Raw genomic sequence first — 21,416 nt, 5'->3', positions numbered from 1 at the left:
GTTTATTAGAAAGAAGTACGACGATAGTGACGGTATTTAGGTAGCCAGAAGTTAGCCTCTAAACGACGTTGCATGTTTTCATCGGTAACCGGTAGCGCTAATTTATCTTCAATTGCTTGATGTGCCACTGCACAGGCAATTTTTTCACTGATCTGTTTAATCACTTTTAATGGAGGTAATAACGCGCCCGGTGCTTTCTCATATTCCATTGATGCATCTGCTAACGCTTGGCTTGCCACCATTAACATATTATCGCTGATACCCGTTGCACGTGCTGCTAATACACCTAAACCAATACCAGGGAAAATGTAACTATTGTTACATTGAGAAATCTCAAAAGATTGACCTTCGTAAAGTGTATTTGGGAAAGGGCTACCCGTTGCAATAATCGCTTTGCCTTTACTCCAATTTGTTATCTCCTGTGGGGTTGCTTCCACGCGAGATGTTGGGTTTGAAAGTGGTAAGACGATTGGGTTTTCAGTATTTTCACATAACGCTTCAATCACCGCCTGTGTGAATAATCCTTTTTGACCACTTACACCGAACAATACGGTAATTTTAGCTTGTTTGGCAACTTGCTCTAACCCTAATTTTTGGCTCTTATCCCAACCTGCAATATCAGTTTCTTTTTGGACAAGCGGTGCTTGGAAGCTTTGTAGCTCGGTCATGTTGTCAGTTAATAAACCGTAACGGTCAACCATAAATACTTGTTTACGCGCTTGTTCTTCAGTCAATCCTTCGCGTTGCATTTGTCTAATAATATGTTCTGCAATACCACAACCTGCAGATCCTGCCCCTAAAAAGGCAATATTTTGTTGGCTAAGTTTCTGCCCTTTATTTAAACAAGCCGCAATTAACGTTCCTACTGATACTGCTGCTGTACCTTGAATATCATCATTAAAACAACATAATTGATCGCGGTATTTATTTAATAGTGGGGTTGCATTAGTTTGCGCGAAATCTTCAAATTGCAATAACACTTCAGGCCAACGACGTTTAACGGCTTGAATAAATAAGTCGACAAATTCATTGTATTCTTCGCCAGTAATACGTGGATTACGCCATCCCATGTACATTGGGTCATTAAGTAGTTGGCTGTTGTTTGTGCCTACATCTAACAAAATAGGAAGACAATGTGCAGGACTGATACCACCACAAGCTGTGTATAACGCTAATTTACCAATTGGGATACCCATACCACCGATACCTTGATCGCCCAATCCTAAAATACGTTCACCATCGGTCACAACAATCACTTTTACATTTTGTTTAGTGGCATTTTGTAACATGTCATCAATTTTGTGGCGCTCAGGGTAAGAGATAAACAAACCACGCTTACGGCGATATATTTTAGAGAATTTCTCACAGGCTTGGCCAACCGTAGGGGTATAAATTAATGGCATGACTTCTTCGATGTGTTGCTCAATCAAATGATGAAATAATGTTTCATTAGTATCTTGAATATTACGTAAGTAAATATGCTTATCTAAGTCGCTAGAGAAAGAGGATAATTGTTGATAAGCACGAAGTGACTGCTCTTCAATAGTTTCAATGTTATGAGGCAGTAAACCCGTTAAATTAAAATTATCACGTTCTTCAGATGAGAAAGCGCTGCCTTTATTTAATAGTGGGGCTTCTAATAACGCAGGCCCAGCAAAGGGAATATATAGAGGACGTTTGTTCGACATAATAAAATTTTCTCAGTAGATAAAGGCATCGGATAAGTTGGTTCAAAACTAATTTTTTTGATCATTTTTTTGATCATATTGTTGAGCATAGCTGTTTGAAAATATAGCCAGCATCTAATAAATTGCTCACAGTTATTCTATTTTAAGTTTTATCTTATAAAAATACTGTTACTTATTCATTAAATAACATTAAAGTTTTTCAATTGCTGTTAGCTTAATGAAAGTTTATTTTTTTTAAAGTAATCTTTTAGATAATCGATTAATAATCGCAATTTTTTAGACTCTGCAGCACCCGGCGGAAATACCGCATAAACATCGATGTCGTTTAATTGATAGTCATCCAACAATTGTACCAAACTACCCGCCTTTATTTTAGGGGCCGCATCATAGGTTGGGATACGACCTAAACCATGACCACCCTCAACAAAGGCCGTTCTAGCTGCTGCATTATTGGTACTCACATTACCCTTAAATTTAACACTATAAGAGCGATTACCTTTTTTAAGCTCTAATACACTAGCAGCTAATTTATAAACTACCCAATCGTGGCTCGCTAATTGTGCTGGTGTATTAGGGCGACCGTATTTTAATAAGTATTCTGGTGAAGCACACAAACAAGTACTTAAGGTCGATAGTTTAGTCGCTTGTAAGGTTGAATCGGCTAAAGCAGCTCCTCGAATGGCAATATCAAATCCCTCTTTAATAATATTCACGACTTCATCGCTGAGGTTTATTTCTAACTGTATATTTGGATAAAGTTGACGAAATGAATTTAATGCAGGGACAATGGTATGTAAGCCGACACTCACAGGACAAGCAATTTTAATTAAGCCGGTAGGGTTATTTTTAAGGTTTTCAATTTGTTGGTTAGCGGCTAGTGCTTGCTCAACAATCACCCTACAACGTTCATAATATTGGCTACCAGCTTCAGTTAATGCAATGCTGCGTGTAGAGCGATTAAGTAATTTAATACCTAACTGTGTTTCAAGCTTTTTAATGTGATAACTGACTACTGCCCGAGATAAGCCAACGTGTTTAGCTGCCGCACTCAAGTTACCTTGCTCAATGACCTGTGCAAAAACAACCATACTTTTTAATTGCTCAAATGATAGTTCCACTGATGCCTCTTTCTGTTGTTTGTTGCTTATTGAAAATAGTCATGTCTATTAACATTAATATAAAGGCTATATTAGCCGTTAGTTTAGTTGTTGTATTTGTTATTGTATCAATATTTTAAACAATGAAGTTCATAAAGTATGCATTGTTCAATTTTTAAGTGAGCCTATACTGTTTACATCAGTCATTCGTTGGCTATCAAACATTCTCAGTATTAAGGGTATTATCATGAGTAAGAAAATATTAATGGTTTTAACATCACACGATAAATTAGGCGATACAGACCATAAAACAGGTTTTTGGGTTGAAGAGTTTGCTGCACCGTATTATGTATTTAAAGATGCGGGTTTTGATATTACATTAGCATCTCCATTAGGTGGCCAACCACCCATTGATCCAACGAGTCAATTATCAGATTTTGAAACAGATGCGACTAAACGCTATGACCAAGATGATGTTGTAAAAAATGAATTAGCTAACACCGTTTTATTATCGTCAGTTAATGAAAGTGATTACGACTCAGTATTCTATCCTGGTGGTCACGGACCATTATGGGATCTCGCATACAACGCAACTTCAATTAAATTGATTGAAAGCTTTTTAGCGGCTAATAAACCTGTTGGCGCAGTATGCCATGCAAGTGCGGTATTATTAGATATTAAAGATGCTAGTGGTGAGTTTATTATTAAAGGTAAAGCGGTTGCTGGTTTCACTAATGGTGAAGAAGAGGCTGTTCAATTAACTGACATCGTTCCTTTCTTAGTAGAAGACGAGCTAATTAAACGCGGTGCAGATTACCAAAAAGTAGATGATTTTGCTGCATTTGCAGTACAAGATGGCTTGATTATTTCTGGTCAAAACCCAGCAAGTTCTGAGCTGGTGGCTGAAAAATTAGTAACACATTTAAACGCTTAATAGCTAACAAGTGATCTTCCGTCACCTTGTATAAGGCAACGTGGTAACTATATCAAAAGCGGCAATGAATCATATTCATTACCGCTTTTTTGTCGATAAACTCAATCACTTTTTCATAGCTGCTATTTAATAACGGTTATCGCGACTCGCTTCACATCTGCATTAACTATCGCTACTGACATTAACGCTTAATTCACCGTTTCCATTATCGCTAACAAAGAAATTAATCGGTTGGCAGCAGACTTGGCAATCCTCGATATAATCTTGGTCAGTATCAGAAGGATCGAGTAAGATCGTTATACTTTCTCCGCAATAAGGGCAGCTGATATTTTCTTCTTGTAGAAATGCCATTTTTATCCTTTTCATTATTTCAATTATACTTAATAACAATTTAACACTTATTTTAATGACCTAGATTCACATAATAAATTGTCAGTTTTCATTAAAGTATTAAATTGAATTAATTCTGTAAGTTTGACTTCCCAATTACTATATCTTATTTACCCATAGAACACGGGCTTTAGCTTAAACCAATCATACTCATTAACGGATCTATTTTACTTGTTTAAATAACTTATTTCTTCGTTGTAAATTTCATAAAGGGAGCAACCATTAATGAATTAACATTTTTTAGTTAATTCACCGACAGACGATTAACGAAGTTAATCTTCGAAAGGCCTTAATTTATGCCTCAAACTAAGTCATTTTTCCTACGTAAAATTTAGAACACTTATTTAATGTAATCGGTATAACTTCTATTATCGCTGCATGCTTAGACATAAAAGAGTAAGCTAATTGAAATGACTTATAGAGTACAGGGAAGGCAATAATGAATATTGGAATTTATCTATATGATAATGCAGAGGTACTCGACTTCGCAGGGCCATTTGAAGTGTTAAGTACCGCTAAGCGTTTATCTGGTCATGATTGGAATATCTTTTTCGTTGCAGAAAATCTTAACCTTGTGCAAGCTCGTGGTGGATTTCCTGTTCAACCGCGTTTCTCTTTTGATGCCCATCCTGATATTGATATACTTTTTGTCGTTGGTGGCGTGCATACTGAAGAGGTTAAAAAAGCGAATGTGATATCGTGGATTACAAATGCCAGTAGTAAATCAAAACGAGTATTATCAGTCTGCACAGGCGCTTTCATTTTAGCTGAAGCTGGTTTATTGGATGGTTTAACAGTCACGACACATTGGGAAGATCTTGACGATTTGAAAGCTGATTATCCATTATTAAATGTTATCAGCGATCAGCGTTGGATTTCTGATGGCAAATATATCACTTCGGGAGGGATCTCAGCTGGCATTGATATGAGTCTGTATTTAGTTTCAGAGTTAACAACATTAGCATTAGCTGAAAAGACGGCAAAGCAAATGGAATATCATTGGCAAAAGCACTTGGTAAAGAAGTAAAAATTATGTATAAATTTAATTAATAAAACTTACCTAAAGGACAAACAAATGGACATTGTAAATTACCTGCCCGAACTACTTTCCGTTACGGTCATTGCTATTTTTATGGCAATTAGCCCTGGTGCTGATTTTGTAGTGATCACCCGTAATAGTATGTTTCATGGGAGACAGAGTGGCTTGTATTCAGCCTTGGGTATAGGGTTAGCAATTTGGATTCATGTGGCTTACTCCATTGCAGGATTAGCTATTATCATTTCTAAATCGATTGTGTTGTTCTCACTAATTAAGTATTTAGGGGCGGCTTACCTTATTTATATTGGATATAAAACCTTTACGTCTAAAGGCAAGTTAAACACTGATGGTGAAAATAAAGACATTAAGCTATCTCGCTTTGGTGCTTTAAAATTAGGTTTTATTACTAATGCATTAAACCCTAAAACAACATTATTTTTTCTTAGTTTATTTACACAAGTTGTTAATCCGTCTACGCCAGTGTGGGTGCAATTGTTATATGGCTTAATTATTTGTTTAGCACACATTGTGTGGTTCTCAATTGTTTCTTTATTCTTTAGTCACCCAGCGCTAGTGAATAAATTTAATATGCATAAACAAAAGATTGAAAAAGTGGTCGGTAGTGTATTGATCGGCTTTGGTGTAAAAGTGGCGATAACCAGCCATAGTTGATTTTGAGCTTCTAAATTATAAACGAGCTTTTGATTAAATAGGGCTTAGTGCTAATGCATTATTCACGTTAATAATGCATTAGCACTAAGCCCTATTTTTTTAGAGTAAATTTGAATGAGGTCGATGAGTAATTAATTTTTGTTAAATTTGTCATTACTTTCTTCGTTTTATTCGCCTTCTAAATAAATTAAAAACTTTTCATTTTATTGATTTTATTACGTATTAATGACTTCAAATGTCTGCAATTACCTTAAGAAAAACTCGCTTATATCTTTTATTTTTGAGTGAATATATTCAATTTTAAAACTTCTTGGTTACCTAAAAATATAAAATACTCTTCTTTGTTATTTCGATATTTTCCTGGTTTTTTATTTATAAAATATCGAGATTAAAAATCATGGGTGAACTTTATTTGATCTTTATAGACTTAATCTTTTATATAGCATTGATAATCGTTATCAAATTTTTGATGTGTAGGCTTTATACATTAGAAAAGTTATATAGAAACTTTGGTGACTGTTAGGCCTTAGTTTTACTTTTATCTCTGAATTTTAAAGGCAGCTATTCAAAGGGAAATTTGCTGTTAAAAGTTTAATTTTACTAATTAGTCTTATTATAAGGCTTTATTGATTAGGTGCTTTTAAATGATGAGTTTTCGGTATTTATTGATGGCAAATATGAGGAGGTTTTGATTAAAAAAGGTGAAAACCAACCTTATATGAGTTCACTTTAAAAATGGATAATAAATTAATTTAAAGGAAATATTATGAATCATGTTTTAAACATCCAAACAAAAGGAGTATTTAAGAAAAGTTGCTTGTCTTTAGCTTTGTTACTAGGAATGACGACGATGGCGAACGCTGCAGTTGACCCATTAACCGTTTCAGGAAACCAAGTGTTAGCTGGGGGTGAAAATACTAGTTTTGCCGGTCTTAGCTTATTTTGGAGTAATACTGGTTGGGGAGGCGAAGATTTTTATACCGCTGATATTGTTAATAATGCCAAGTTAGAATTTGGTGCAAATATAATTCGTGCTGCTATTGGTCACGGTACCGATTACAGCGGTAGTTTGAATTATGATTGGGATGCTAATATGGAGCGTCTCGACACTGTGGTTAATGCTGCAATAGCAGAAGATATGTACGTAATTATTGATTTGCATAGCCATAATGCACATTCAGATCAAGCAACTGCGATTGCTTTCTTCGAGGAAGTCGCTGCTAAGTATGGTGATTACGATAATGTCATTTATGAAATTTACAACGAGCCGTTAAGTGTCTCTTGGTCTAATGATATTAAACCTTATGCAGAAACAGTCATTGATATCATTCGTGAAATAGATCCAGATAATTTGATTATCGTTGGAACCCCAACATGGTCTCAAGATGTAGATGTTGCATCTGAAGATCCAATCGATCGTGATAATATTGCTTATACATTGCATTTCTATGCAGGAACTCATGGCGAGTCATATCGAAATAAAGCACAAACGGCTTTAGATAACGGTATTGCTTTATTTGTGACGGAATGGGGTACGGTAAATTCTGACGGCAATGGCGGTGTAAATGAAACTGAAACAGACTCTTGGATGGACTTCTTACAGTCAAATAATATCAGCCACGCGAACTGGGCTTTGAATGATAAAGATGAAGGTGCATCAATCTTTACCGAAGGCGGTGGATGGGATTCTTTGACTGATTCTGGCAAAAAAGTAAAAGAGATAGTTCAAGGTTGGGACAGTAGTACTAGCACAGCAGACAGTACAGAAACAACAGAGAGTACTGACACTGATGAGGAAGCCTCTGATACGACAGACAGTACAGATGCAACAGATAGTACTGATACTGAAGCAGGCACTACCGACACAGTTGATAGCACTGATACAGTGACGACTGATGTTGATTGCTCTAGTATGAATACTTACCCAGACTGGGTTAGTGCAGATTACTCTGGAGGGGTATATACACACAACGAGGCAGGTGAAGCTATGCAATACAATAGTACTGCCTATACTGCTAACTGGTATACAAATAGCATTCCTGGTAGTGACGCATCATGGACAGTCACAGGGAGCTGTAGTTAGCCTTTATAAAGTAAGTTGATTCTTTATTACGCTTAAGTTTTAAATCGTTAAGTGTAAGCTGACTTTAGGGAAGTAGGTGATGTTTAAGCACTCTGCTTCCCATTAATGTTATTTACAGGGGCGATTTAAAGTATAGATTTGTCCTCATCTCATACTTCAGTAACAAAACTCATATATTGCTTAATTTCTCCGACCACTGCTTTTTCCATTAACTTAGCCGTTTCTATTACGTAAGGTTGGCTAAAGTGAACATCCCATAAGTCAGACTCTTTACGCCAATGTTCATATATTACTAACGTATCTTCTTGGTTTTCTACTTCATATAAATCAAAGAGCAAGTTGCCTTGTTCTTGTTGACGGGTTTGCGTTATATGATCTTTAAATTGAGTTAATAATTCTGCTCTGTAGTCCGTATCTATTTTTAAAATACAGAACATAATAAATAATTCATCTTCAGCATTAGCTGTTTTAGGATTTTTTTCGAAAAGAGGCGCTGGTGTTGTCCCATTTAAGTAAAATATTTCTGGCGCTTTATTGCTGATTGTTGGCAATGCATCAAGTAATGCTTTTGTGTATTGCTGTCCTGCGTGATGGTCTATTGCACTTTGATTATCGAAGCGCTCATAGGCAAAAAATATATTAGGAAAATTCTTATCTTGATATAAGCGCATTTCCAGTAAGCCCGCTTCATTTTTTGACCCTTGTTTATCATCTTCAAGCAGTGCTTCAAATAATGCGATATGGGTTGGTTGTATATCAAACTTAACGACTTGTACGATCATTTTAATTCCTATTTTTGGCGAGAATACTTTGTTTTTATGGCGACTGTTAAAGAGGCTGTAGTAATAAAATGGCCTGTAGTCATTTTTTTGTTGTATTGCTCATTCAATGAATATTGATTTTGCTTTATGTTAATGAATAGGAAAAGAGTGAATAGATCCAATTAATATGGATGATATTATCCATAATCAGCCTCATTTACAGAGAGGGGGGGAGCTAATCTTTAACGTCAAAGTGCTGATAACTTAATTTTAAAAACTAAAATGATGGTTAATTACTAACTAACCTCAATTCTGGTTAACGGAAGCGAAAGGTTATTTGAAATCATATAGTTATAAAAAATTATTATACAATACTGCTAGTTGTGCGTAGTTCAAGGCAAATTGTTGAAGCAATAACTGGTTATTGGGAAATAATTTAACGACGAAATTCGCTCAAATAGTGGTGTTGTATCGCTTTTCTTATCCGGAACTGAGGTTAACTATAGTAAAATAATAAAGAAGCTAGATTCTTATTTTTAAGCTCTATTAACTTATGACAGGATATCACCATGGAAACCTTATCAATCATACTGGTCGCTTTAGTCGCAGTTGAACACCTATACATATTAATATTAGAGATGTTTTTATGGGAAAAACCACGTACCCAAAAAATATTTGGTATTAAAAAAGAAGATATCGAAACGACTAAAGTGATGGCTGCTAATCAAGGCCTTTATAACGGTTTTTTATCTGCGGGTTTATTTTGGGGATTGCTACACCCTGATTCAGTGATGGGCAGTCAAATTCAAATTTTCTTTGTCTTATGCGTTATTGTTGCTGCTTTATACGGTGCATTTACTGTTAAAAAATCTATTCTTTTAGTGCAAGGTTTACCTGCCTTATTAGCTTGCATTGCATTAATGTTAGTTTAATTTTTCGCTGGTGGGTTAACCATAAGCTGTTTTTAACGATCTATTTTTAATGATCTGTTTCTTCAAAATAAAAGTCTAAAATGAAAAATATATTAGTTGTTACTGTTATTGGAATTGCCCATTTATCAGTGGCCATTTAATAACAGTAACGTCTCTGCTTCTACTAATCATTTAAATGTAGCCACTGAAAATTACGTTACTGCTAGTTCAGCTCCTAACAGTGCTGAGGTCGCTTATCAAAATAGGCGTAATGATATTCAAGTCAATGGAATAGGCACTGTTATTAAGTTGTTAAGTTATTAAGTTATTAAATGATAATAAAGGCATTAAGTTATTAAATGATAATAAAGGTGCTCGCCATCAGAAGTTTATTTTGCGTTTAGGCTCAGGGCAAACTATTTTAATTGCACATAATAGTGATTTAGCACCACGTATTAATTCAATTTTACAGGGTGACCAAGTGGAGTTCAGTAGAGTTCTATGGTGAATATGATTGGAATGATCGAGGAGGTGTGGTTCATTGGACACATCGCGACCCTAATGGTTACCCTGTTGATGGCTGGTTAAAACATCAAGGTAGAATTTATCAATAGGGTGAAGTCTGCCATTAATATTGTCTGTTTCAATTGCTTATTACTTATTGGCCAACGGTAACCTCCAATTCAATTGTTTAATGTGACTTCAACAATAAGGTATTAAATGGATACTCAACGTTATGGCATTATTTTAAATGTTGAAAATTACTATGAATGTGTTGCTTTCTATCGTGATGTTTTAGACCTTAAGGTTCTATTTTCAAAAATTGAAGGTGATTTCAAACTGACTTGTGTAGAATTTGGTGCTGGGTATTTGATGATAGAAACAGAGGGCTTTGCTGAGCCTAATGGAAAATCAATCAAAGTTTGCCCATCTAAATTACGGTTTAATGTGGCGGATATTAATGCTGCAATGAAGAGAATGGAACATTTCGGAATACCCACTGAATTGATAGAAAGTGAGTGGGGTTCTACAATTAATATTTACGATCCTGATGGTAACCGTATAGGTATTAGAGATGAAGCTAGTTTCAACCGTCAAATTAACGTTCAATAAATATTAAATATAAAACTTAAGGTATTAATATGTCTACAATCTCAGGTAGTTGTCTATGTGGAAAAGTGTCATTTGAAAGTGAAGATGACTTTAAAAAATTCCACCTTTGTCATTGTATTCAATGCCAAAAAGCCACGGGATCGGCTCATGCATCTAATTTATTTACTGCGCCAAAGAATATTACATGGTTAAGTGGTATAGACTCAGTTAAACGTTTTGATGTGCCTGGTCGTGCCATTTCTAGTGCCTTTTGTAATAACTGCGGTAGTAATGTGCCGTATATCTCACGTACTGGGAAAGCATTGGTTGTGCCTGCTGGGAGTTTAAATGGTTCTCCTAATATAGAACCAGACAGTCATATTTTCTGTTCAGAGAAAGCAAGTTGGTATGACAAAGCTGTTAATGCCAAAACATTCGATAAATTTCCTAAATAAATCATCTGTAAATTCAAAGAAAAAGAATCTTGTAATAAAGGTTCTTTTTATTCATAAATTTCAATACTCAAGCTATCTGTTAATTAATCAATTAACCTTTAAAAAACTATTTAAGCTTTAAAAAGTATCGTTAATGCCGTTATTATTTTTTGGCTGCAATGGTAAATTATTAATCTCCTTATTTATTACTTAAACTCAAGCGACTTTGCTTATCTCTTTAGATCTAAAGTAACTGATATCTATTTAGTGACTCATTTAATTCATAGCCTATTTTATAGCCCAATACATAGCTTAATTCATCGCTTAATTCATCGCTTAATACTTAGCACATTAAAAATTAATGATAATTATTATCAAATAGGGTGGATTTATCTTTCTTATTAAATGATAATGATTCTTATTGCTTTTGTGTTTGACTGAAATGGGAAATGTTATTATGTTGGATCATAATTGGGAATGTTTAACGAAAGAAGCGGTTAACGCTTATTCGAATCATGCTTTTAATGATGCTGTTAATTTAAACAAACAAGCATTATCACTATTAGAAGTTTCATTTTATGACGATTTTAACCATGATGTGGAATCAACCATTGCCGCGGCTAGCGTGAGCTTTTTAAACCTTGCTGAATCTTATACGGTATTAGGTGAGTTTGTATTAGCCAATGCTCAGTATGAAAATGCAATTAATTTTCTTCAAGCAGCGATGATGCGATCAGCTGTGAACGACCACCAATACAGCATTATTATGCGTACTTTGACTCGCATTCGTTGCGAGTGGCAATTGTTTAGCCAAAGTCATTTCTCAGAATTACCTGCGCAAAGTAACCCTTTAATGGAAACATTTTCAAATGTTGTTTCTGCTCCTAAAAAAGCAACTCATCATTAATGCTCCACCCATCGATTTCCAATGTTTTCTAACACTATATAAATCATTTTATCACTGCCTTCAAAGAAGGTGTTTTACGTTAAAACCAAGGAAGAAAATATGAAAAAAATATTCAATCATTCAATTATCTTAAGCTTAATGTTGGCTTTCAGCCAAGTGGCTCAAGCACACCCAGGTCATGATCATGCACATTGGGCAAGTAACTCTATTCACCTCCTAACAGTGGCTTCTATTGCCGCTGTGATCGTCGCTGGATTGGTTTATAAAAAAGTTATTCGTCGTCGTAAAAACCTATCGACTACTTCTGCAGGAGAATAAACATGTTACATAGTTTAATTAAAAGTCTTGATAAAATGCTTAACTTTAAAACAGCACAAGCGCATTGTGATATACCATGTAAAATTTATGACCCCTCAACAGCGCAACTTGCCGCGTTAAGTTGTGTTCGTTTAATGGACTTAATAAAAGAAGTTGAAGATAAAGGCAAATTGAATGTCGCGGACTACGCACAGGTTGCTCGGTTAGTGAATGAGAAAGAATCAGCGAGTACAGAAGTAAAAGAGGCGGTGCGTATTATTTGGGGAGACTATTTTAAAGCGCCACAATTTGAACAGTTGCCTGATGCACATCAACTTACTCATAGCATTATGTTACAAGCATCGAAATGTAAACAAAGCATTGATAGAGAAGAAGGTGAGAAGCTAGTTGGGTTGGTTAATCAATTCGCGGCTGCTTTTTGGCTAACCAAAGGTGTGGCAACTTATAGTGCAGCTTGCCCTTATCCTCCAATGTTAGCAACTGTTTACCCTGACTTAAAAGGTTAAATTAAGAAGGGGTTAGCGGTATGACGGATTACAACGTTTCTTACTTTATCTAGGCCCCTAATTATTTAATGTCATTGGTATTATTTAGGTTTGCTGGAGTTATTATGTTTAGTGTGATTAAAGTGCAAGGAACGAGCATGGTGCCTCGTTTACAACATGGAGATTTTGTTTTTATTAGCCGATGGCAGCGTTCGTTAAAAGTGGGGGACCTCGTTGTTGTTGATCATCCTTTATATCAGTTTATTGTTAAGCGAGTTCTCGAGATCGATGACCATGGGTTGCTTTGGGTTGGCGGTGAAAATGAAAGCAGCCTGAAGCCACAGGAGTTGGGATGGATTGCACCTAATAGATTAGTCGGCAAAGTACTCTTTTGTGTTTGTGCTAATCACACATTTACTATCTCTTTGTTTAATAAGTAATTAATAGTTTAATAAGTAATAAGTAATAAATAGTTTAATAGGTAGTAAAAATTGTTTGATAAGTAGTTACACCGTTTTTATTACAGTCTCAAAAAATACCCACCCCATTAAGAAAAGCCTTAAGCATTATCCCTCATTACTATCATTACTATCATTACTATCATAAATACAGGTTGAGTTATCCAGATGCATCTCATTTATCTATAAGCAACAATGCTTCAAACATCTCCTATCGAGTTATTTTTTACTTACTGGTCAGATCTTTTCTCATAAAAATACCTGATTAGTTAATTCATGGCGACTTAAATAGATCTTTAGATTGCTCATGTAAAAGTAATCTATCACAATGCACACCTGTAACGTTTTAACAAAAATTACCCTATTCTTATCGGCAGAGTGACCGATACTCTTCTCAATAACTATAAAATGGATGACATAGTGAAAAAGAACATAACTGCTTTAATAACATTGGCTACAGCAATCGCAATGCCTGCTTTAGCAGCTTCGCCCACACCAGAAAAATTAACGGTTTATACGTATAGTTCATTTGCTTCAGAATGGGGCCCAGGGCCTAAGATTGAAGCTGCATTTGAGAAATCTTGTCAATGTGACCTTGAATTCATCGCTTTAGATGACGGTGTTACCATATTAAACCGCTTACGCTTAGAAGGTAAAAGTAGTGAAGCCGATATTTTATTAGGGCTTGATGATAGTTTAATGGCAACTGCTGAAAAAACCGGATTACTTGATAAACATAATATCGATTTAAGTACGGTTAATGTGGAAAATGGCTGGAAAGATAAAACATTTGTCCCGTTTGACTATGGCTATTTTGCTTTTATTTATAATAGTGAAAAATTAAAGAACCCACCAAAAAGCCTTAAAGAATTGGTTGAGCAGCGTGATGATCTTAATATTATCTACCAAGATCCGCGTACATCAACACCAGGCTTAGGCTTAATGTTATGGATGAAGACTGTCTATGGTGAGCAAGCTGGAGAAGCTTGGAAACAGTTAGCTGAAAAAACTGTCACGGTAACCAAAGGTTGGTCTGAAGCGTATAGTATGTTCTTAAAAGGTGAAGCGGATATGGTGTTGTCATATACGACGTCACCTGCTTATCACATTATCGCTGAAGACAAAAATCAATATGTAGCGGCAAGCTTTAGCGAAGGGCATTACAGACAAACAGAAGTCGCGGCAATTGTTAAAAGTAGCCAACATAAAAAACTAGCAACACAGTTTATGAATTTTATGTTAAGTGATGGTTTTCAATCTCAAATCGCGACAGGCAACTGGATGTATCCTGTCACAGACGTATTATTGCCAACTGAATTTGACCAATTAACCTTACCAGTTAAAACACTTTCATTCCCAAGTAAAGAAGTGGCTAAAAACCGTAAAGCATGGACGAGAGAGTGGTTAATTTCATTAACTGATTAATTACTATTATTAGTTTGAGAGGCTTTGAGTGTGGTAATAAAACAGATTAAACCAGTCCAATTACCTGGTGTTTTACTGTCTATTGGTATTTTTACCTTTGTCATGATGGCTGTTACTGCATTATTAACACATTCTTCTAGTTTAAATATCACCGATATATGGTCTGATGCTTATTATCGGCATATTACCGTATTTAGTTTTTATCAGGCCTTTTTATCGACGCTATTAAGTGTCGTGTTAGCTATCCCCATTAGTCATGCGTTATCTAGACGTGAATTTTGGGGGAAAACCTTATTACTGAAATTATTTGCTACTACCTTAGTCTTGCCCATTTTAGTTGCTGTATTTGGGTTGCTTGCTATTTATGGTAACAGTGGGTTATTAGCATCTGTTTTTGCTTATTTTGATCTTAAATTACCTTTCTCTATTTTTGGGCTAAACGGCATATTGTTAGCGCATGTCTTTTTTAACTTACCTTTTGCTTGTCGTTTATTTTTACAAGCATTAGGCTCCATTCCAGATAAACAACATCAATTAGCGATCCATTTAGGATTAAAGCATTGGTATAAATTTCGTTTTGTAGAATGGCCTTATATCCGTGGGCAATTACCACATATTGCTGGGTTGATCTTTATGCTGTGCTTTACTAGTTTTGCAACAGTAATGGCATTGGGTGGTGGTCCTAAATCCACCACTATTGAGCTCGCTATCTATCAAGCTATAAAGTTTGATTTTGACCTTCAAGTTGGTGCTTTATTGGCACTTTGGCAAATTTGTTTATGTGCGGTATTAGCTGTATTTATTCAGAAAATATCTGGCACTGCATTGCTAAGTAGTAATTTTCATGGTGCTAAAAACACGTTTATACATGACTCTACATTCTCTCGTTGTTGGGACTTTAGTTGGATAGGTTTAACTGGATTGTTAGTGTTACCCCCTTTATTCATGGTGTTGATATCAGGTATTAATCCCAAATTTTTTGTTGTGTTAGGTGATATTAACTTTTGGTATGCATTTAAAAATTCATTCATCATTGCTTTTTTTGCAGGGCTGATTGCTGTGTGCTGTGCTTTTTTTATTTTATTAGCCAGTCGTCAGTGGCGTTTAATAGGATTGAACGGACGAGCCGATAAAATTGAAATGTTAGCGACTATTATATTAGTGACACCAGGGCTGGTGATCAGCACTGGCTTATTTTTATTATTACGTGAATTTGGTAGCTTATCTGCAATGTCGTTATATATTGTGATTGCTGTTAATGCATTGATGGCATTACCTTTTGCTTTAAAAAGCTTAGCGCAACCTATGTTACAAAATGCTCAAAAATATGAACTATTGTGCGCTAGTTTAGGTATCTTTTCATTAAACCGATTTTACTGGGTTGAATGGAAGTCATTGAGAGAGCCAATATTACAAGCGCTATGTTTAAGCTTTGTGCTTTCAATAGGTGATTTGAGTGCTATTGCTTTATTTGGTAGCCATTCCTTTAGTACTTTACCATTATATCTTTTCCAGCTTTTAGGCAGCTATCAAATGGAATCGGCAGCAGTAGTTGCATTGGTTTTATTGGTATTAAGCGTTGGTGTCTTCATTGTGGTTGAAAGTGTCTTTAAAGAAAAAGTTATTAAGGTAAAAGAGTAAACCATGATTGAATTTTCGAAGGTAAATTATAATTACCAACAGCAACAATTTCATTTTGATTTGCAAATCAAGCAGGGGAGTTTGGTTGCTATTTTAGGACCAAGTGGGACGGGTAAAAGTACCTTATTAAATTTATTAGCGGGATTTATTTCCCCTATTGAAGGAGATATTAAAATAAATGAACAGTCCATTTTAAAGCAAGCTCCTTACCAACGTCCGCTCTCTATTTTATTTCAAGATAATAACTTATTCACTCATCTATCGGCTTACGACAATATTGGTTTAGGGTTACACCCCGGTTTGAAGTTAACAGAGCAACAAAAAGAACATTTACAAACCGTCGCGTTACAAGTTGGAGTTGAGGAGCTACTCACGCGTTTTCCTGCTGAGCTATCTGGTGGTGAACAGCAACGCGTTGCTTTGGCACGATGTTTTGTACAAAATAAACCGATTTTATTACTTGATGAGCCTTTTTCAGCGTTAGACCCGATATTGAGAGTCGCCATGTTAGAACGGGTGCAATCTTTAGCAAAGTCAGAAAATGTAACGGTATTAATGGTGACACATCATATTGAAGATGCATTAGCGGTCGCTTCTGATTTTGTTTTTGTTGATCATGGAAAAGCACTCGCTGCTGAGACAATAGATCAACTTAAAGTGACGCATCCAAACAAGCATTTAGCGCATTTTTTAAGTGCGCAGGTAGGCAATACAAAGACTATTGAATAATATAACCAATTTATAGGGATGATTATTATTAGTTATAAATGCTTATACGTATAAAAGTTAATGGACTATTAACTTTTATTCAAAAGCTTTATTGTCAGGTTATTTTACAAGCGAAGCATCGCTAATTAAATTTATATTTACATGTTGTTGATGTTTATGTGATCTTTGATGTTGGAATAGTTATTGCTCTTTCATATTAGGGCCTATTAAAAAATTGGTTTTTATAGGCACCTTAAAATAAATGTAAAGGAGTACTAATATGAAATGTAAAATAATGAAAAGTGTCTTTTTAGGCAGCGGGCTATCAATAGTGAGCTTATTGAGTGTCGTAAATGCAAGTGTTCTGACTGGGAATTTAACAGTTGATAATGAATATAATGTTTATCTAAGCACCGATGATAATACTCAAGGCATTTTAGTTTCTGCTGATAGTAGTTGGTATGAGTCTGAGATTTTTACTGCGACTTTAGCTGCTGGAACTGATTATTTTTTACATGTTGAAGGCATTGACTTTAGTGGATTTGAAGGTTTTTTAGGTAACTTTAGCTTAGATAGTGCTGACCATTTATTTAGTAATAGTACGGCTCAATTGTTAACTAATACTATTGATTGGACCGTAAGTACAACAGGTTGGAGTAATTATAGTAATCCAAGTTCATACGGAGATAATACTGCTTATCCTTGGTATGCAGATACAAGACCTGCTATCGATGTTATATCTGCTGCGGAATGGATTTGGTCTGTAGATGATACTGCGCAGCATGTTTATTTTTCAACAGCGATCACAGCAGTACCCGCACCATCTACAATGGCTATTTTCGGCTTAGCATTAGCTGGACTTGCTTATCGTCGTTTTAAAAAACAAGCTTAAAGCGTGTTGTAAAATTTTAAAAGCACTAGCTACCTGCATAGTGCTTTTTATTGTTGTATTTTTAGTTGTTTAAGTTTGAGTTGCTTAATCCTCAATGAACACATTACTTCCTAATCACAATCTTCCTTGGTATTAACTCTAATCCCGCTTGATAACGCTTAGCTGAAGCATTTAAGCCTAAAGCCAATGCGCTATCTGCAATCAGTTCAAATTGCTGTGCTAATGAGTTAATTTTAATCGGCAAAAAATCCAATAAACGATTATCACCAAAGGTACCTAGTTTGACGGTTTTCATCAGTTCAGGTTGCTCAATGAGCACATCTAAAATGCCTTCCAGCATGGTATAAGACGTGACGATAATTGCATCGGGCATCTTGTCTTCTTTTAGCCATTGTTTAAACACCGCTTTACCCGATTCGCTATTAAAGTGGTCGCCATAGATGGCAATACAGGTAATTCCCTGCTTTTTCGCTTGAGCTTCAAACCCTGCATGGCGTTGACGGGAAATATTTAATGTAGGTAAAGCACCAATTAGACCAATAGATTTAATATTGTCTGTAATGACCGAAGCCGTTAACTCGTAAGCACCATCAAAGTCCTCACTAATCACACATCCAAAATGTTCATCATCTAACGCACGGTCGAGTGCAATAATAGGTGTGCCTTGTTGTTGTATTTTCAGGTAATAATCACTGCCATCAGGTAAAGCGCTGGCAACAAAAAGTGCATCAATACGACGGCTTAATAATGCTTTTACTAAGTTTTTTTCTGTTTCAGGATCGTCATCAGAGCAACCGATAAGAATTTGATATCCTGCTTTACGAGAATTACATTCCAATAACTTAGCTAGTTTTGTGTAACTGCTATTTTCAAGATCTGGGATGATCAATCCAAAAGATCGGCTGCTACCTGCACGCAAAGCAGAAGCTGCATGGTCAGGACTGTAGTTATGTTCATTAACTACTGCCATTACCTTCAGTTGGGTTTTTTCACTGATTCTATACTGCTTAGCTTTACCATTAATGACATAGCTTGCAGTGGTTTTTGATACGCCTGCTAATGTGGCAATGTTATCTAATGTCACGGTCAAGATCCTTATTTATGTCGACAAGATCAAATTAATGGCAGTCTATTTTTTTTAGTGTTTGCATTGTATGCTGAATCGATTCACTATAAAAGCTGAAACGATTCAGTAACACTTAAAGTTTATAATAATTGAGAGCAATATAACGTATCAATGACCGGTTTATAAACTTAATGAGTACTTGCTGAACTTTTTTTTGAATGCGTTGCTGAATCGATTCAGTAGAGCGCTAAGCAATTGATAACTCATTAATATAGCGAGAGGTTCAGACCGATGCTGACACTAACTAATAACGATATAACCTTACAGCAAAGTGCTGCTGATAAAACCACAGCCATTAAAGCGATTGCTAAGCAATTGACTGATAATGGTTTAGTGGCTGAGCAATATGTCAAAGGCATGCTTAACCGAGAAAAACAAAATTCAACGTTTTTAGGTAATGGTATTGCGATTCCACATGGCACAACAGATACACGAGACTTGGTGAATAAAACGGGTGTTGCAGTACATCACTTTCCTGAAGGAGTGAGTTGGGGTGATGGGAATATAGTTTATATCGCCATCGGTATTGCAGCGAAGTCTGATGAACATCTAGGTATTTTAAAGCAATTAACCAAAGTGCTATCTGCCGATGGTGTAGAGAACAAATTAAAACAAGCTCAAACCAAAGAAGACATCATTAAGTTATTAAATGGCGATGTGCAGTTTGAAGCTGATTTTTCACCAGCATTGATACAATTAAATTTCCCCGCGACGGATATGATTCAAATGAGTGCGGTTGCTGGTGGGCTATTAAAAAATAGCGGTAATGTGGAGAATCAATTTGTTGCTGAATTAGTTACTAAAGAACCAACACACTTAGGTAGTGGCTTATGGTTAGTCAGCGGTGATAAAGGCGTGAAGCGTTCTGCTATGTCTATTTTAACGACGAGTGAAGCCTGTGCATTTAATGGTTTACCTGTAAAAGGATTGATCGCTATTGCTGCTTGTAACGGCACGCATGGTTCATTATTAAATACTATTAGTCAGTTGGTTTTCGATCAACAACAAACAAAAGTATTGACATTAACTGCCCCTGAGTTAGTTGATTTATTTGCTGCTTCTACACCACAAACTGTTGTTGATAGCGACAACTTGGCGACATTCAAAATTCATAATACACATGGTTTACATGCTCGCCCAAGTGCGATGCTAGTGGCGACTGTTAAGAAATATAAAGCAACGATTAAAGTCGCCAATATTGATACTGACCATAAATTTGTTGATGCAAAAAGTTTAATGAAAGTGATTGGTTTGGGCGTTAAACATGGTGACTCATTGCAATTTAGCGCAGATGGCCCTGATGCACAAGACGCCTTAACTGCTATTGGTGAAGCGATTGCTTCTGGCTTGAGTGAGGGGTAAATGATGAACAATGAAAATGCGATAGAAAGCAAAAAAGTAGTCACTATTACACTCAACCCCGCGCTAGATTTAACAGGCAGTTTAGATACCTTAAATATTGGTTCAGTAAGTTTAGCAAATAAAGGCTCACTGCATGCTGCTGGTAAAGGCGTTAACGTTGCAAAAGTCCTTTCTGATTTAGGTGCTGAAGTGACGGTCACCGGTTTTTTAGGGCGCGATAATGAAGCGTTATTTTGCACATTATTTAGTGAAATGAATGCTAAAGATGAGTTTATCCGTGTTGATGGTTCAACGCGTATTAATGTCAAATTAGTCGAACACGATGGGCAAGTCAGCGATATTAATTTTCCTGGCGTGGAAGTTTCTGAACAAGCTATTACTGACTTTGAAAAGTGTTTATTTACGTTAGCTGAAACGCATCAGTTTTTTGTACTTGCCGGGAGTTTGCCTAAAGGGATCTCACCTGAGTTGTGTGCAAGTTGGATAAAAAAACTACATGAAATGGGTAAAAAAGTCATATTTGATAGTAGTCGAGCGGCTTTAGCTGCTGGCTTAGACGCACATCCTTGGTTAATTAAACCGAATGACGAAGAGTTATCTGAATTTGTTGGGCGTGAGCTCAATACGGCTAAGGCTTGCCAGCAAGCTGCTCAGGATCTCGCCAGTAAAGGTATCGAAAATATTGTTGTGTCGTTAGGTGCTAAAGGGGTGATGTGGTTGAGTAAAGGCGACCAAATTGACGCGTTATGGCGTTATGCTCAACCGCCTAAAATGAATGTGGTGAGTACGGTTGGCGCTGGCGATACCTTAGTAGCAGGTTTTTGTTGGGGATACATGCAACAGTGGCAAGCAGAACAGACACTTTCTTTTGCAACAGCACTCTCCGCTTTAGCGGTATCGCAAGTCGGTGTCGGAGTGCCAAGCCTTCAAACGGTAACTGATTTACAAAAACAGATCACTCACAGCAACCCTATTTCAACGAACGTGTGAATA

The 21,416-nt window shown here is 36.1% G+C and carries 24 protein-coding genes; 19 read left to right on the top strand and 5 right to left on the bottom strand.

The window, feature by feature from the left end; genetic code table 11:
* Positions 1 to 5: 5 nt before the first annotated feature.
* Both Q0794_RS04270 and Q0794_RS04265 read right to left on the bottom strand, forming a co-directional pair.
* Entirely contained in the window at positions 6 to 1,691 is a 1,686-nt protein-coding gene (locus Q0794_RS04270) for an NAD-dependent malic enzyme (RefSeq protein ID WP_298940556.1), read from the bottom strand.
* A gap of 206 nt (positions 1,692 to 1,897) precedes the next feature.
* Entirely contained in the window at positions 1,898 to 2,806 is a 909-nt protein-coding gene (locus Q0794_RS04265; protein WP_298940410.1) for a LysR family transcriptional regulator, read from the bottom strand.
* A gap of 226 nt (positions 2,807 to 3,032) precedes the next feature.
* Here Q0794_RS04265 and Q0794_RS04260 point away from each other — a divergent pair, with 226 nt between their 5' ends.
* On the top strand, positions 3,033 to 3,719 hold the full coding sequence (locus Q0794_RS04260; RefSeq protein WP_298940408.1) for a type 1 glutamine amidotransferase domain-containing protein: 687 nt from the start codon (positions 3,033 to 3,035) through the stop codon (positions 3,717 to 3,719).
* Between the two features lie 162 nt (positions 3,720 to 3,881).
* Here Q0794_RS04260 and Q0794_RS04255 read toward each other — a convergent pair whose 3' ends face one another.
* Entirely contained in the window at positions 3,882 to 4,070 is a 189-nt protein-coding gene (locus tag Q0794_RS04255; protein ID WP_298940406.1) for a CPXCG motif-containing cysteine-rich protein, read from the bottom strand.
* A 478-nt stretch (positions 4,071 to 4,548) separates the two neighbouring features.
* Here Q0794_RS04255 and Q0794_RS04250 point away from each other — a divergent pair, with 478 nt between their 5' ends.
* The 3 genes from Q0794_RS04250 to Q0794_RS04240 all read left to right on the top strand — a co-directional run bounded on the left by Q0794_RS04250 (position 4,549) and on the right by Q0794_RS04240 (position 7,903).
* Entirely contained in the window at positions 4,549 to 5,136 is a 588-nt protein-coding gene (locus Q0794_RS04250; RefSeq protein WP_298940404.1) for a DJ-1/PfpI family protein, read from the top strand.
* 48 nt (positions 5,137 to 5,184) lie between these two features.
* Positions 5,185 to 5,820, top strand: coding sequence for a LysE family transporter (locus tag Q0794_RS04245; protein ID WP_298940402.1), 636 nt, complete (start codon positions 5,185 to 5,187; stop codon positions 5,818 to 5,820).
* Between the two features lie 766 nt (positions 5,821 to 6,586).
* A complete protein-coding gene (locus tag Q0794_RS04240) occupies positions 6,587 to 7,903 on the top strand; it encodes a cellulase family glycosylhydrolase (protein WP_298940400.1) in 1,317 nt (438 codons plus the stop codon).
* A gap of 149 nt (positions 7,904 to 8,052) precedes the next feature.
* Here the strand turns inward: Q0794_RS04240 and Q0794_RS04235 are convergent, their stop codons facing one another.
* Positions 8,053 to 8,685, bottom strand: a complete 633-nt coding sequence (locus Q0794_RS04235; RefSeq protein ID WP_298940398.1) for an antibiotic biosynthesis monooxygenase — start codon at positions 8,683 to 8,685, stop codon at positions 8,053 to 8,055.
* Between the two features lie 548 nt (positions 8,686 to 9,233).
* On the opposite strand from Q0794_RS04235, the gene Q0794_RS04230 reads away from it, so the two are divergent.
* The 13 genes from Q0794_RS04230 (at position 9,234) to Q0794_RS04170 (ending at position 17,935) form a co-directional block, all read left to right on the top strand.
* Positions 9,234 to 9,596: a DUF1304 domain-containing protein gene (locus tag Q0794_RS04230; RefSeq protein WP_298940396.1), complete on the top strand. Its 363-nt coding sequence runs from the start codon at positions 9,234 to 9,236 to the stop codon at positions 9,594 to 9,596.
* Between the two features lie 373 nt (positions 9,597 to 9,969).
* Entirely contained in the window at positions 9,970 to 10,083 is a 114-nt protein-coding gene (locus tag Q0794_RS04225; RefSeq protein WP_298940394.1) for a DUF3465 domain-containing protein, read from the top strand.
* On the top strand, positions 10,049 to 10,189 hold the full coding sequence (locus tag Q0794_RS18270) for a DUF3465 domain-containing protein (RefSeq protein WP_366522502.1): 141 nt from the start codon (positions 10,049 to 10,051) through the stop codon (positions 10,187 to 10,189). Before Q0794_RS04225 ends, Q0794_RS18270 begins: the two co-directional genes overlap by 35 nt.
* 106 nt (positions 10,190 to 10,295) lie before the next feature.
* A complete protein-coding gene (locus Q0794_RS04215; RefSeq protein ID WP_298940392.1) occupies positions 10,296 to 10,688 on the top strand; it encodes a VOC family protein in 393 nt (130 codons plus the stop codon).
* A gap of 29 nt (positions 10,689 to 10,717) precedes the next feature.
* Positions 10,718 to 11,122, top strand: coding sequence for a GFA family protein (locus Q0794_RS04210; RefSeq protein ID WP_298940388.1), 405 nt, complete (start codon positions 10,718 to 10,720; stop codon positions 11,120 to 11,122).
* 436 nt (positions 11,123 to 11,558) lie between these two features.
* A complete protein-coding gene (locus Q0794_RS04205; protein WP_298940386.1) occupies positions 11,559 to 12,008 on the top strand; it encodes a hypothetical protein in 450 nt (149 codons plus the stop codon).
* A gap of 99 nt (positions 12,009 to 12,107) precedes the next feature.
* Positions 12,108 to 12,326, top strand: coding sequence for a hypothetical protein (locus tag Q0794_RS04200; protein ID WP_298940385.1), 219 nt, complete (start codon positions 12,108 to 12,110; stop codon positions 12,324 to 12,326).
* Between the two features lie 2 nt (positions 12,327 to 12,328).
* Positions 12,329 to 12,832 (top strand): superoxide dismutase, Ni, encoded by a 504-nt coding sequence (gene sodN / locus Q0794_RS04195; RefSeq protein WP_298940384.1) that lies wholly within the window; start codon positions 12,329 to 12,331, stop codon positions 12,830 to 12,832.
* A 68-nt stretch (positions 12,833 to 12,900) separates the two neighbouring features.
* Positions 12,901 to 13,251, top strand: a complete 351-nt coding sequence (gene sodX / locus Q0794_RS04190) for a nickel-type superoxide dismutase maturation protease (RefSeq protein ID WP_298940383.1) — start codon at positions 12,901 to 12,903, stop codon at positions 13,249 to 13,251.
* 438 nt (positions 13,252 to 13,689) lie between these two features.
* Positions 13,690 to 14,694 (top strand): thiamine ABC transporter substrate binding subunit, encoded by a 1,005-nt coding sequence (thiB, locus tag Q0794_RS04185; protein ID WP_298940382.1) that lies wholly within the window; start codon positions 13,690 to 13,692, stop codon positions 14,692 to 14,694.
* 30 nt (positions 14,695 to 14,724) lie between these two features.
* Positions 14,725 to 16,335 (top strand): thiamine/thiamine pyrophosphate ABC transporter permease, encoded by a 1,611-nt coding sequence (thiP, locus tag Q0794_RS04180; protein ID WP_298940381.1) that lies wholly within the window; start codon positions 14,725 to 14,727, stop codon positions 16,333 to 16,335.
* A 3-nt stretch (positions 16,336 to 16,338) separates the two neighbouring features.
* On the top strand, positions 16,339 to 17,064 hold the full coding sequence (gene thiQ / locus Q0794_RS04175; RefSeq protein WP_298940379.1) for a thiamine ABC transporter ATP-binding protein: 726 nt from the start codon (positions 16,339 to 16,341) through the stop codon (positions 17,062 to 17,064).
* Between the two features lie 259 nt (positions 17,065 to 17,323).
* Positions 17,324 to 17,935, top strand: coding sequence for a PEP-CTERM sorting domain-containing protein (locus Q0794_RS04170; protein ID WP_298940377.1), 612 nt, complete (start codon positions 17,324 to 17,326; stop codon positions 17,933 to 17,935).
* 103 nt (positions 17,936 to 18,038) lie between these two features.
* Here Q0794_RS04170 and cra read toward each other — a convergent pair whose 3' ends face one another.
* Positions 18,039 to 19,019: a catabolite repressor/activator gene (gene cra / locus Q0794_RS04165; RefSeq protein ID WP_298940375.1), complete on the bottom strand. Its 981-nt coding sequence runs from the start codon at positions 19,017 to 19,019 to the stop codon at positions 18,039 to 18,041.
* 273 nt (positions 19,020 to 19,292) lie between these two features.
* Here cra and fruB point away from each other — a divergent pair, with 273 nt between their 5' ends.
* Both fruB and pfkB read left to right on the top strand, forming a co-directional pair.
* Entirely contained in the window at positions 19,293 to 20,423 is a 1,131-nt protein-coding gene (gene fruB, locus Q0794_RS04160; RefSeq protein ID WP_298940373.1) for a fused PTS fructose transporter subunit IIA/HPr protein, read from the top strand.
* Positions 20,424 to 21,413: a 1-phosphofructokinase gene (gene pfkB, locus Q0794_RS04155; RefSeq protein ID WP_298940371.1), complete on the top strand. Its 990-nt coding sequence runs from the start codon at positions 20,424 to 20,426 to the stop codon at positions 21,411 to 21,413.
* The last annotated feature ends 3 nt before the right edge of the window (positions 21,414 to 21,416 follow it).

The sequence above is a fragment of the uncultured Psychromonas sp. genome (assembly GCF_947489755.1).
Classification (GTDB): Bacteria; Pseudomonadota; Gammaproteobacteria; order Enterobacterales; family Psychromonadaceae; genus Psychromonas.
This window is presented reverse-complemented; position numbering and strand designations above follow the sequence as displayed.

Excerpts from the sequence above, each read along its gene's own strand:
- Q0794_RS04205 (WP_298940386.1), top strand. The coding sequence starts at position 11,559 with ATGTTGGATCATAATTGGGAATGTTTAACGAAAGAAGCGGTTAACGCT.
- thiQ (WP_298940379.1), top strand. The coding sequence starts at position 16,339 with ATGATTGAATTTTCGAAGGTAAATTATAATTACCAACAGCAACAATTT.
- Q0794_RS04200 (WP_298940385.1), top strand. The coding sequence starts at position 12,108 with ATGAAAAAAATATTCAATCATTCAATTATCTTAAGCTTAATGTTGGCT.
- Q0794_RS04260 (WP_298940408.1), top strand. The coding sequence starts at position 3,033 with ATGAGTAAGAAAATATTAATGGTTTTAACATCACACGATAAATTAGGC.
- Q0794_RS04250 (WP_298940404.1), top strand. The coding sequence starts at position 4,549 with ATGAATATTGGAATTTATCTATATGATAATGCAGAGGTACTCGACTTC.
- sodX (WP_298940383.1), top strand. The coding sequence starts at position 12,901 with ATGTCATTGGTATTATTTAGGTTTGCTGGAGTTATTATGTTTAGTGTG.
- fruB (WP_298940373.1), top strand. The coding sequence starts at position 19,293 with ATGCTGACACTAACTAATAACGATATAACCTTACAGCAAAGTGCTGCT.
- Q0794_RS04170 (WP_298940377.1), top strand. The coding sequence starts at position 17,324 with ATGAAATGTAAAATAATGAAAAGTGTCTTTTTAGGCAGCGGGCTATCA.
- pfkB (WP_298940371.1), top strand. The coding sequence starts at position 20,424 with ATGATGAACAATGAAAATGCGATAGAAAGCAAAAAAGTAGTCACTATT.
- Q0794_RS04245 (WP_298940402.1), top strand. The coding sequence starts at position 5,185 with ATGGACATTGTAAATTACCTGCCCGAACTACTTTCCGTTACGGTCATT.
- Q0794_RS04235 (WP_298940398.1), bottom strand. The coding sequence starts at position 8,685 with ATGATCGTACAAGTCGTTAAGTTTGATATACAACCAACCCATATCGCA.
- sodN (WP_298940384.1), top strand. The coding sequence starts at position 12,329 with ATGTTACATAGTTTAATTAAAAGTCTTGATAAAATGCTTAACTTTAAA.
- Q0794_RS04230 (WP_298940396.1), top strand. The coding sequence starts at position 9,234 with ATGGAAACCTTATCAATCATACTGGTCGCTTTAGTCGCAGTTGAACAC.
- Q0794_RS04240 (WP_298940400.1), top strand. The coding sequence starts at position 6,587 with ATGAATCATGTTTTAAACATCCAAACAAAAGGAGTATTTAAGAAAAGT.
- Q0794_RS04255 (WP_298940406.1), bottom strand. The coding sequence starts at position 4,070 with ATGGCATTTCTACAAGAAGAAAATATCAGCTGCCCTTATTGCGGAGAA.
- Q0794_RS04210 (WP_298940388.1), top strand. The coding sequence starts at position 10,718 with ATGTCTACAATCTCAGGTAGTTGTCTATGTGGAAAAGTGTCATTTGAA.
- Q0794_RS04215 (WP_298940392.1), top strand. The coding sequence starts at position 10,296 with ATGGATACTCAACGTTATGGCATTATTTTAAATGTTGAAAATTACTAT.